Annotated in this window: 10 protein-coding genes and 1 pseudogene; 7 read left to right on the forward strand and 4 right to left on the reverse strand. The window is 29.0% G+C overall.

The genetic code is table 11. The features are described 5' to 3' along the window. Window positions 1–218 precede the first annotated feature (218 nt). Complete coding sequence (locus tag M3Z80_RS06920; RefSeq protein WP_293918819.1) at window positions 219–500, reverse strand: hypothetical protein; 282 nt, start codon at window positions 498–500, stop codon at window positions 219–221. Window positions 501–642: 142 nt separating this feature from the next. After that, on the reverse strand, window positions 643–1,071 hold the full coding sequence (locus tag M3Z80_RS06925; RefSeq protein WP_293918820.1) for a hypothetical protein: 429 nt from the start codon (window positions 1,069–1,071) through the stop codon (window positions 643–645). Between the two features lie 1,154 nt (window positions 1,072–2,225). Here M3Z80_RS06925 and M3Z80_RS06930 point away from each other — a divergent pair. From M3Z80_RS06930 to M3Z80_RS06950, 5 genes are all read left to right on the forward strand, one after another. Next, window positions 2,226–2,831 carry an outer membrane beta-barrel protein gene (locus M3Z80_RS06930; RefSeq protein ID WP_293918821.1) on the forward strand — a complete coding sequence of 202 codons (606 nt, stop codon included), beginning with the start codon at window positions 2,226–2,228 and terminating at the stop codon, window positions 2,829–2,831. Window positions 2,832–2,894: 63 nt separating this feature from the next. Further along, window positions 2,895–3,503, forward strand: a complete 609-nt coding sequence (locus tag M3Z80_RS06935) for a hypothetical protein (protein WP_293918822.1) — start codon at window positions 2,895–2,897, stop codon at window positions 3,501–3,503. A gap of 108 nt (window positions 3,504–3,611) precedes the next feature. Further along, window positions 3,612–5,261 (forward strand): glucose-6-phosphate isomerase, encoded by a 1,650-nt coding sequence (gene pgi / locus M3Z80_RS06940; RefSeq protein WP_293918823.1) that lies wholly within the window; start codon window positions 3,612–3,614, stop codon window positions 5,259–5,261. Window positions 5,262–5,476: 215 nt separating this feature from the next. Further along, window positions 5,477–5,890, forward strand: a complete 414-nt coding sequence (locus tag M3Z80_RS06945; protein ID WP_293918824.1) for a hypothetical protein — start codon at window positions 5,477–5,479, stop codon at window positions 5,888–5,890. A gap of 42 nt (window positions 5,891–5,932) precedes the next feature. After that, on the forward strand, window positions 5,933–6,430 hold the full coding sequence (locus M3Z80_RS06950) for a Dps family protein (protein ID WP_293918825.1): 498 nt from the start codon (window positions 5,933–5,935) through the stop codon (window positions 6,428–6,430). A 52-nt stretch (window positions 6,431–6,482) separates the two neighbouring features. On the opposite strand, the gene M3Z80_RS06955 is transcribed toward M3Z80_RS06950, so the two are convergent. Together M3Z80_RS06955 and M3Z80_RS06960 are read right to left on the reverse strand one after the other, a co-directional pair. Next, window positions 6,483–7,277, reverse strand: a complete 795-nt coding sequence (locus M3Z80_RS06955) for an SDR family NAD(P)-dependent oxidoreductase (protein ID WP_293918826.1) — start codon at window positions 7,275–7,277, stop codon at window positions 6,483–6,485. A gap of 123 nt (window positions 7,278–7,400) precedes the next feature. Next, on the reverse strand, window positions 7,401–8,261 hold the full coding sequence (locus M3Z80_RS06960) for an N-acetylglucosamine kinase (RefSeq protein WP_293918827.1): 861 nt from the start codon (window positions 8,259–8,261) through the stop codon (window positions 7,401–7,403). 649 nt (window positions 8,262–8,910) lie between these two features. Here M3Z80_RS06960 and M3Z80_RS06965 point away from each other — a divergent pair. Both M3Z80_RS06965 and M3Z80_RS06970 read left to right on the forward strand, forming a co-directional pair. Further along, window positions 8,911–11,238, forward strand: coding sequence for a glycoside hydrolase family 3 protein (locus M3Z80_RS06965; RefSeq protein ID WP_293918828.1), 2,328 nt, complete (start codon window positions 8,911–8,913; stop codon window positions 11,236–11,238). 106 nt (window positions 11,239–11,344) lie between these two features. Next, window positions 11,345–12,648, forward strand: a pseudogene (locus M3Z80_RS06970) (hypothetical protein); the annotation flags it as partial.

The following is a 12,648-nucleotide window of genomic DNA, read 5'->3' on the forward strand; positions in this document are numbered from 1 at the left end:
TNGATTCGGATAATAGCTGCATCTAGTAAAGACAATATAAACACAAGGAGCTTTAGCTCCGTGTAGAAATATTCATCGTGTTGGATTTGCCATAGCTTAGTGATAGGATGGTAAAGAAAGATTATCCCATGACATGAATAGCAGCTTCTAACCCAATATTTTTTTTATCCTACATTTGCAGGTATCCCCATGATTGCAACTAAATTATTGTTTTCGGGTCAAAATTTTGTTATTTTTTTACAAGTTCCATCTTGTGAGAATAAATTGATATGTAATCGTATATGTGTTTCATCAATTTTTTTAAAGGTACCATATGAACGACGAAAGCAATCATTACCACATGGGGCAGTGTTTCCTGAGCTAAAAGTACCATCAGTATTAAAATTTAAAAACGTACCATAATTAAATTTAGGTATATCTGAATCCTGTTCTACAATCCTATATATGTGAAATGAATTAGATTTATGAGTTATGATTTGATCAGGTACGCCAACTATCATTTTTCCAAAAATTACTTATGTCACTTTGTGCGAAACTGATAATTGGTAGCAATGATAAAAAAAGGATTTTTTTCATAGTTGTTTTTATAGATAATTAAAATTTATTAATCTATAGTTTAAATAGAAAACTATTTTTTTGCTATTAGTTTTTTGTTTTTATTAATTGATAACCATATTCATTGGGTTTAATTTCAAAAATTCCTAAATTTTGTCGTATTGTGTCTGTTACAGGTATACAAGTTCCCTCTTGTGAGAATAAATTGATCTGTAATTGTATATGTGTTTCATCAATTTTTTTAAAAGTACCATATGAATTAAAAAAGCAACCGTTACCGCAAGGAGCAGTGTTCCATGTTCTGAAAGTACCATCAGCATTAAAAACTAAAAACGTACCATAAATAAATTTACGTCTATCTGAATTCTGTTTTACAATCCTAAATATATAAATTGAATCAGATTTACGGGTTATGATTTGATCAATATACCAAGAATCATTTTTCCAAAAATTACTTATGTTACTTTGTGCGAAATTGATAATTGGCAGCAATAATAAAAAAAGGATTTTTTTCATAGTTGTTTTTTTCAATGTTAGTTAAAATTTGTTTATTTATTATAATTTATAAATGAATAATTTAAATAGAAAACTAAATTATTGTTTTTAAGTCAATATTTTGTTATTAATTAATTATTTTTATTAAATTATATATAGCCATATTTAGTAGGTTCAATTTCAAAAATACCCAAATATTGTGATGTTCGTGTCTGTTATTTGTTCACAATCTACACTTTGTGAGTATGAATTGATTTGTTAACGTTATATGTGTTTCATCAATTTTTTTTTAAGGCATCATATGATAAGGAATGCTTTCCTTATCATATGATGCAGAGTATGATTAGTTGTAAGTATCATGTGTATTAATCTTTTAAGAAATACCATAATTGTATTGAGATTTACCTAAACCTCTTCTACAATCCTAGTTTATAAAGTGAATCAGCTTTATGGCTCTTATGATTTGATTAATATACTAAGTATCATTTTTCCAAAAATTACTTATGTCACTTTGTGCGAAATTAGTAATTAGAAGCAGTAATAAAAAGAAAGTTTAGCTCAATAACTATATCTATTATTAGATAAAGAACGTGATAAATATTTTTGCTAATATTTAAAGCTGTTAAATGATCATTCTTTATCAGTTAACAATAATAATATCATTAAAGACATATTTTATAATAAAAATAATACTTTCTAAATAAAATGAACATTTGCTTCAAGCTATATTTGATAAAAAAAATAAAATTCAATTTCGTATATAAAATTATATATAATAATTTAAATATTTGTTAAAATATTAAATTGTTTCTTAATTTAAAAAAAAATATTAAAATATAGAGAAAAATTAAAGTAGATTATAGTTTATTAAATTTATGTTAAAAAAAATAATTTAATAGTTAAATAACTAAATAAATTAGGATTTATTTATATTTGCATTCAAAAATTTAGATATCGTAAAAAATTATAGTAAAAAAATCATTAATATTTCATTCTAAAATGTATATGAATGTAATATAAATTAACTTAAAAATAATAGATTTTTTAACAAAATATTAACTTTGGCACGGTATTTAATATAGTTTTAACACGAAATTAGAGAAATTTAACTTCTTCTAAATGAGGAGATATAAATTAAATAAATTTTGAATTAAATTATTTTAAAAAAGAAAATTATGAAAAAGTTAGTGTTGTTTGCAGCAGTAGTTTTTGGTTTAACAACTATGAACGCACAAAAGAACAGTATTTTATTAGGAGGTAATGTAGGTTACAATCATACCGAAAACAAAATAGGAGGAAGTGCTGGACAAAAAGAAAAATTGGATTCTTATGAGTGGGCTCCTTATTTAGGATATCAGTTTACTGATAATTTAACAATCGGTGCGAAAGTATCTTTTAAAAAAGCTGATATTGGAAAAGACCCACAAGGTTTTCAAGGAGGTGATGAAAAAACTAACAGAATTGGTGGTTTCTTACGTTATTCTCTACCATTGAGTGAGACTTTCTCAATATCCGGAGATTTAGGAGCAGGATGGCAAGAAACTAAAAATAGAATAAATACTGGCAGTGAAATAATTAAAATTAAAGGAGATGGATTTTACATCGGTTTCGAACCTTCTTTATTCATTAATTTCAAAAATAATTTTGGGTTAAACTTTAGTATTGGTGGGGTTGAATACAATCACATGAAAGAAAAAGTATCAAAAAACAAATCTAACGGGGTTGATATAACTTTTGGAAATGCATTTAATATTGGTATTTCTAAAAACTTTTCACTATAATTTAATGAAATTATAGAATGAAATTTTTAAATGAAAGTTTATCTAATTAATAAAAAAAAAGGCATGAAAAAAATTATAATAGCATCCCTTGCTCTTTTTAGCGTCTTTTCTGTTCAGGCTCAAAAAAATTCTATTCTATTGGGTACAGACTTTAGCTATAAAAGAAAGAATACTTACGACGATATAAAGACTAATGAAGTTACATTTACACCTGTTATTGCTTATGAAGTAGCCGATAATTGGTTTGTAGGAGCTAAGACATCTTTAACATGGGATAAAAATACTAGTGGAGATTATCAAATTAAAAGTTATGAATCTAAGATAGGAGGATTTGTTCGATATTATAAACCGTTTAGCGAAACCTTTGGTATTTATGCGGATTTAGGTGCAGGATATCAACAATATCGCTCAGATGCTAAAGATACTCAAGCAAATATAGTATATGATGACGAGAGAGTAAGAAGAAGCGGTTATTATATAGATTTTGTACCCGCTCTGTTTATTAACTTTAAAAATAATTTTGGATTGAATGTTTCTATTGGTGGAATTGAATGGAACGATACAAAAGAAAATACGGAATTTAAATATAACGAATCCAGTAAAACGAAAAATTTTGATATAACGTTTGGTAAAGCTATTCAAGTAGGTGTAACCAAAAAATTTAGCTTTTAAATATTAAATCAATAAAAGAATAAGTAAACCTCTGATTTATTTCAGAGGTTTTTTTATTGATAGCAAGAGATAAATAAGTAAATTTGTTACTAAATAAATAAATCTCATATGGCATTATCTAAGATTAATCCAACAGAAACCCGATCATGGCAACTATTGAAGGATCATTATGAACAAATAAAAAGTAAACACCTTCGTCAATGGTTTAAAGAAGATGCTCAAAGATTTGAAAAATTTTCAATACAATTTAACGACATCATATTTGACTATTCAAAAAATAGAATAGATGAAAGAACGATTGAATTGTTACTTGAGCTGGCTGAAGAAACAAAAGTCAAGGAAGCCATTGAAAAGCAGTTCACGGGAGATAAAATTAATGAAACCGAAAACAGAGCCGTATTACATACAGCGTTGAGAAATCGTAAAAATACTCCGGTATTGGTGAATGGTGAAGATGTAATGCCAAAAATTAATAAAGTGTTGGCACAAATGCAGAACTTTTCGGATTCTGTAATTTCCGGTCAATGGAAAGGATATACTGGAAAAGAAATTACGGATGTCGTAAATATAGGAATCGGTGGTTCGGATTTAGGCCCTTTAATGGTAGTTGAAAGTTTGAAACATTATAAAACAAGATTAAACTTACATTTTGTATCTAATATTGATGGTACCCACATTGTAGAAACTTTAAAGCCATTAAATCCCGAAACCACTCTATTTATTGTTGCTTCAAAGACATTTACTACCCAAGAAACAATGACTAATGCCCAGACGGCAAAAGATTGGTTTTTAAAATCTGCAAAATCAGAATCTGAAGTTGCTAAACATTTTGTTGCTTTATCTACCAATCAAAAATCAGTGACCCAATTCGGTATAGATAAAGATAATATGTTTGAATTTTGGGATTGGGTAGGAGGAAGATATTCAATATGGTCGGCAATTGGACTCAGTATTTGCTTGGCAGTAGGCTATGATAAGTTTACCGAATTATTAGAAGGAGCCAATGAAGTAGATATACATTTCAGAAATGCAGAGTTAAAACAAAATATACCTATAATTTTAGCTTTATTAGGAATCTGGTACAATAACTTTTTTGGAGCGGAAGATGTAGCATTATTACCTTATGAGCAATATTTACATCGTTTTGCAGCCTATTTCCAACAAGGAGATATGGAATCGAACGGGAAATATATTGATAGAAGTGGAAAAAAAGTGGATTATCAAACAGGACCTATAATTTTTGGAGAGCCTGGAACTAATGGTCAACATGCCTTTTATCAATTGATACATCAAGGAACTAAGCTTATTCCTTGTGATTTTTTTGCTGGAGCTAAGTCTTTAAATAAAGTTTCAGATCACCATGAAAAACTTCTTTCCAACTTTTTTGCTCAAACTGAAGCGCTTGCTTTTGGTAAAACAGAAGAGGAGGTAGTTAAAGAATTAAAAGATCAAGGTAAAAACGAGGAAGAAATTAATGCGCTAAAACCTTACAAAATATTTGAAGGAAATCGGCCCACTAACTCTTTTCTATATAAAATTTTAACCCCTAAGTTATTAGGAGAGTTAATTGCTATTTACGAACAAAAGATATTTGTTCAAGGAGTCATATGGAATATATTCAGTTTTGATCAGTGGGGAGTTGAACTAGGAAAACAATTGGCAAACAAAGTCCTTCCTGAATTATCTGGAAACGAAAAAATAACTTCACATGATTCTTCCACTAATGGACTAATCAATGGGTATAAAAAAATGAGATAATCATTTTTCTAACTAAGAGCTAAAAAAAATCTTCATAATAGAAGATTTTTTTTGTTTAAAAAAATAAGGATTCACATTTAGTATATAGATATAATCAATTTTTGTAATGTAACCATTATTTTTTAAAAAGATGCTTAATTGCTTTAGGTCTGATATTTGTATTTTATAAACATATTATAAATCAAATATTTAATAACAAGCTAAAAATTAAAATTATGATCAAAGAGCAAAACGAAGTGAAAAGTACTTACAGTGAATCTTCAAAAAACAAAAAATTAGGTAAATTTTTTGGTGAAATTTTTTCATACAACAGCAGTTTAAAATTATATCATTGGCAGGTAACCGGTAAAGGAAGCTATGCAGCACATATCGCTTTAGACCAGGCAATCGATTCTGTTTTGGCTGTCATAGACCGATTAGTGGAAACCACCTATGCGCAGTTTGGAGATATCGATATTACTATTAAAGAAACTCCCACTCCAAAAGATATTATAAAAACTTGTGAAAATTTTTATATGCTTCTTCAAGACGGAAGAGAATTATTTGTAGATGATTACGCTTTATCAATATTTGATGATTATCAAGAAGCAATACAGCAATTATTATTTAGATTAAAAAGGTTACAATAACTAATAGTCTAAAAATTTAACTTAAAAAAACCGAAAAAATCTATGGCAGTAAAACATAAATATATTGAAGCTAACATTGGAATTAGCGAAGATAATAGGCAAGCTATTTCTGATGGATTAAACAGATTGTTGGCAAACGAATATTTTCTTTATACTAAAACCAGGAAATTTCATTGGAATGTTGAAGGACCTCACTTTAGATCAATACATTTGCTATTAGAAAGTCAGTATAAAGAAATTGCGGAAATTATTGATGAAGTGGCTGAAAGAGTGAGAAAATTAGGACATTATGCTTTAGGATCTTATAAACAGTTTAGTGCAGTGGTAGACTTATTAGAACATGATGGTGAAGAAGTGGCTGATGAAAAAACGATTTTGATTGAATTGTGTCAAGATCAAGAAACTATCATTCGCTTAATTCGTTCTGAATTCATTCCTACAGCAGATAAAAACAAAGATGATGGAACGAGCGATTTCTTAACCGGTATTATGGAACAACATGAAACTATGGCATGGATGTTACGTGCTTCAGCAAAATAAAAGCATATTTTTAATACAAAAACCTCTTTTTAAAGAGGTTTTTGTATGCTTTTTATATACCTGAGTATTTCGCTATGATTTTTTCAAACCATTTTTGTGGAAACATAGCTTTAACTATCAATGATAATTTTTGGACGAAAGTACCAAAATAATAATGGGGTTTTAAACTCGATTTTTGTAAAAATAATTTTTCAATAAAAGGAGCAACGCAAGAAGGGGGAAAACCATTATTAACATCATTATTCATATGATTATAAACTTTTTCAAAGCTTTTCATATAATTTTCAGAAATTACACTTTTAATTCTATGATCGGCTATTGAAGTACGAATATCTCCTAAATTTACGGTACATACCTCTATACCTGTATTATTTAATTCATAACGTAAAGATTCAGTAACCATATCCAGAGAAGATTTAGAAGCGGAATAAAAACCTCGGAATGGAAGTCCCATTATACTTCCTATAGAAGAGATATTTATAATTTTCCCACTTTTTTCTTTACGCATGATAGGTATAACCCTATTCATTAAGTAAATAGGAGCTATTAAATTTAAGGTAAATAAATCTATAATTTCATCTTTATTAGCGTTTTCGACAGGACCAACCATACCTTTTCCTGCATTATTAATTAACAAATCAATTTTTCCGGTTTTAGCAAGTATAGTTGAAATAGACTTATCTACTTCTTTTTCATTAGTAATATCAGTTGAAATTGATTTAAATTTTGCATTTTTAGATATAGATCGACTTAAGCCAAAAACATTATAGTCTTTTTCCTGAAAATAATTTGCCAATTCTAATCCAATCCCCGATGAGGTTCCTGTAATAATTACTGTCTTAGCCATTTGGTAGTTTAATACTTAACAAAAATATAACTAATTTCAAAAATTCCAATCAAATTACAACTAAAAAGGGAATAGATATTTTTTCCATTCCCTTTTTAGCTAATTATATATAATCTTTAAATTTTAGGTAAGTCTATGCTTACAAATGTAATCAATAAGACCGTCTATTGGTCTTCTTAAAGCAACACCTAATCTTAATCCATTTTCAGATAATTTTTTTTCTAATTCATCTTTCAAATAAAATCCTATAGAGCCATTAAAGTTGATAGGAACTTCGGTACAATTATCATATTGTTTAATATAATAATCAATAAAAGTTTGTATCTGTCTATTGATGATTTGCTGAATAAATTCGTGATCTTTATTTTGAATAATAAATTTGGCAAAAGTAGCTAGATATGCGTTCGGATTAGGTTTTTTATATAAATTTATTTTAATAAAATCTATATCCATATTATATTCTTGCGATAGCTTAACAGATAGCTCACTGGGAAGGGTTCTAAAATTATAGGCTCGAATCAAATCAGCACCCAATTTATTTCCGCTACAATCATCCATTAAAAAATAGCCTAAAGACAAAACTTTTTGATGTAAAAGCTCTCCGTCAAAATAACTACAATTAGATCCGGTACCTAATATACAAACGATCGCTTGCGTTCCTGGAGAAGTTGTTGCATAAACAGCACCATATGTATCTTCCTCTACTACAATTTCTTCAGTATGGGGAAAAAATTCAGTTAAAGCATTTCTTACAATTTCTTTCATTTTATCGGATCCACAACCGGCTCCATAAAAAAATATTTTCTTTACTGAATCTTTATTTTGGTAAATGTCAAAACGTTCATTTAATCGTTTGATCATTTCGTCTTTATCTATGGCTTCGGGGCTTAAACCTTTTGTTTGTGTTGAAAATAATCGATTTCCATTATTGTCAATGGCAATCCAATCGGCTTTAGTAGCACCTGAATCTGCTAAAAGAATCATATTTTTTGTATTTAATTTTAGTTATGTTTTCAAAAGTACAAAATAAAAATATTTGAAATTAAATTAAATGCTTAATATACTTTATTAATTTATATTATCATTAAAGTTATATATTGAAAATTTATGATGAATATAAAAATGTACCGTTATCTCTAACAAAATTTTATTTCCAAATGCTTTTATTAAATAAAATTAATAAAAGTTATCATTGCAATTGCAAATATTTCTCAATAGTTGATTTATATCATATATTTTCATTCAAATTAAAATAAAAATCAAGGTATAATTTTAAGTAAAATACAATTGAATAATCTACAGTTTAAGCTATGTTTTTTAAAAGAAAATAATTAATAAAAAGTTAAAAAAATTAACATTTTTTTTTTCGACATTTAATTTGCTAGAATATATAAAGTTAAAATTCTTAATTATAGCTTAAATTCAGATAAAATATTGAGATTTAAAATATGATATTAATCAATTATAAATTTCTTAATTAAATGATATATTTAAATGTACATGAAATGAATTTGATTTTGCGTTACTTTCTTAATTTATATTATAATAAGATATTTAAATTATATTTGTATTATTACGATAAACATACTCTTTTATCTTAAAAATTAAATAAAATATAACAAAAAACATAACTATGAGAAGAAAGATTTTAACAACATTAACAATCTTGTCTCTTTTTCTTTCAAAAGCTCAACAAAAAGATTTTATTTTGGTGGATAATAAGAATGGGGTAAAGTTAGGTTATTCACCTACTTCAGGTATAAAAATTTTAACTGTAGACGGATTAAAATTTAAAGACCTTAATAAAAACGGAAAACTAGATAAGTATGAAGATTGGAGATTATCTGTTGAAGAAAGAGCAAAAGATTTAGTTCAAAAAATGACCTTAGAACAAATAGCTGGATTAATGCTATATAGTAATCATCAAGCGATACCTTCAAATGACAGTGGATTTGCTTCTGGTACTTATAATGGTAAATCCTTTTCAGCAAGTGGAGTTCAACCTTGGGAATTATCAGATGAGCAACGAAAATTTTTAGAAAAAGATAACTTAAGGCATATATTGATTACCTCAGTTAAAAGTCCGGAAATAGCAGCGAGATGGAATAACCAAATGCAAGCATTTTTAGAGGGGCAAGGATTAGGCATTCCCGGAAATACAAGTTCTGATCCCAGACATTCTGATCAAGTTACAGGTAATATTAAATCAGAATTCAATGCCGGAGCAGGAGGTGCTATTTCCCTTTGGCCCGATGGATTAGGTCTAGCAGCTACATTTGATCCCTCTATAGTAAAAAACTTCGGAAGTATAGCCGCTCAGGAATATAGGGCTTTAGGAATAACAACAGCTCTATCTCCACAAATAGATTTAGGTACTGAGCCAAGATGGTATAGAATTTATATGACTTTTGGAGAAAGCCCTGAATTGACTACAGATATGGCAAGAGCCTATATAGATGGTTTCCAAACATCAACCGGAAATGATGAAATTTCAGATGGATGGGGGTATAAAAGCGTTAATACTATGGTTAAACATTGGCCGGGCGGAGGCCCTGAAGAAGGAGGCAGAGATGCACATTGGGCATTTGGGAAATATGCAGTATATCCCGGTAATAATTTTGAAACTCATATGAGTCCTTTTGTCAATGGCGCTTTCAAACTTGATGGAAAAACATCTAAAGCTTCAGCCGTTATGCCCTACTATACTATTTCGTATAATCAATCCAAAGATGGAAGCAATTATGCGAATGGTTTTAATAAATACATTATTACCGATCTACTTAGAAAAAAATATGGTTATGATGGGGTATTATGTACCGATTGGTTAATAACAGCAAATGAAGGCAAAACTCCCGATGAATTCAAAGGAAAACCTTGGGGTGTAGAAGATAAAACAATAGCTGAAAGACATTATATAGCTTTAATGGCTGGAATGGATCAGTTCGGAGGAAATAATGTAATGCAACCTATTTTAGATGCTTATAAAATGGGAGTAAAAGATTACGGAAAAGGATATATGCGAAAACGCTTTGAACAATCCGGATTAAGGCTACTGAAAAATATATTTAGATTAGGATTGTTTGAAAACCCTTACCTAAATGTTGAAGAAAGTGTTAAAACCGTTGGAAATCCTCAATTTATGCAAGCCGGATATGATGCTCAAGTGAAATCAGTAGTATTATTGAAAAATAAAAATCAAATACTACCGATTAAAGATAAAAAAACAGTATTTATTCCAAAAAATTACCAGCCTTCAATCAAAGATTGGTGGGGAAACTGGTCAGAGCCCAGTTTAGATTATTCAGTTAATATTGAATTAGTAAAAAAATATTTTAATGTAACGGAAGATCCTAAAAAAGCTGATTTTTCTATAGTTTTCGTATCAAGTCCACAGATGAATAATGATGGAGGAGGGTATGATAGTAATGATAGAGAAAAGGGAAGTAATGGATATGTTCCTATATCCTTACAATATAGCAGTTATACGGCAAAGGATGCTCGTGATCATAGTATAGCAGCAGGAGATCCTGTAATTGATCCGACCATTACCGATAGAAGTTATAAAGGTAAGACCGTTACCGTTTCAAATACAATGGATTTATCTACCATTTTAACCACTAAAAGTCAAATGGGCAATAAGCCGGTTATCGTTGTAGTAAATTTAAGCAGGCCTATGGTGTTTCATGAATTTGAAAACAGAGTAGAAGGAATAATAGCAAGATTTGGTATAGGTGAGCAAGCAATTTTAGACATTATTTCCGGAAAATATGAACCTTCAGGATTATTACCATTACAAATGCCGGCAAATATGTCTACTGTAGAAAAGCAAAAAGAAGATGTTCCATTTGATATGGAATGTCATCAAGATAGCGAAGGGAACGTTTATAATTTTGGATACGGACTGAATTGGAAAGGAGTAATAAAAGATGCAAGAACGTCAAAATATGGTATAAAAAAATAGGGGAATATAAATATAAAATGAGTTGTTACTATATTATTACAATATATTTATACGGATAAAAAATTATAAAATTAAATCAAACTAAAAACATATAAAGATAAGTAGTATGAGAAGAGCAGTGAAGTCTCTTAGTGCTTTTATAATAATTTCTACTATGAATTTAATTCAGGCACAGGAGAATAAGTCTGATAGTCTAAAGGCTAAAACGGATATAAAGAAAGACCAAAATAGCACTGTGATGTTAAACGCATCCGCTGATAATGGACCTAGAAATGTAAATATAGGACTACCAGCAAGTGTCGGAGGAACCACTATTTTAGAAAATGGTTTACCGGTTGTAATGGATTATATAGTACAAATGCCTGTAAGAGCATGGAGATCTGATTCAAGTTTTGAGCGAATGGAAGTTCAAGATCTAGCAAAAACAGCCTTAAGTGTAGGAGATATTGGGGTATCAGTAAACACTTATACTAATAAAGGTACGGATAAACTTCAAGGTAAAGGTGAATTTATTACTAATTCATATGGATTACTAAGGGGAAGTTTTAATGTAAGCGGTCCTATGAAAAATGGTTTCTATTATTCTGTAAGTGCTTATGCAAATATGGATCCCGGTACATTTAATTCAGCTTTCTCTCAATTTTTAGATAAGACCCAAATATATAAAGCGGTAGTCAATAAAAAATATAACGAAGGTAAAGGTGAGATAGGGGTACAGTATAAATTTGTTAGCGTACAAGCTATTTCGACTAAACAAAACCCTTATTATTATCGTTCAAATGGAAAAGTAGACGCTGTAGAAGGCTTTAAATTAGGAAGAAAATCATATTTGGAAAAATCAGGATTAGTACATTATATAAACCCTTTAAATGGAGAGTTTACCACAAGAGATATTATGAAAGGAAGTGGAGGAGAGAATCATGTTTTTGACATTTTTGGTAAAAATAAATTTAATAATGGGATGAAGCTTGATTATATTTTACGATATCAATATTCTGAATCCGGATATTTTAACCCTTACTATTCCTCTATAAGTAATCCAGTTGAGGGCAAAACACGTTTTCGTTATGTAGGTTCTGATAACATATATAATGGAAAAGTGCAGTCGGTTTTAATGCTTTTTACTCCAAGAACTCCATTTAATACTTATATGAGCCGGATAGAATTAAGTAAAAATACTACAAAACATAATTGGAATATCGGATTTAATGAATGGTATTATCACATAAATAATTATAATACTGCTTCGTACTCCTTTTATCATGAAGTAGTGCCTAATCCTTCACTTCTAATTCAGGAAAATTTCGATCCCACAACAGGTACTTGGCAACCGCGAAAAGGATCTGACGAATTTGGAGGCTATAATCATAATGGAGCTATGCAATATTATACAGGAGGCGAAAACAAAAT

Origin of the sequence: Apibacter sp. (assembly GCF_025291155.1) — a bacterium.
Classification (GTDB): domain Bacteria; phylum Bacteroidota; class Bacteroidia; order Flavobacteriales; family Weeksellaceae; genus Apibacter.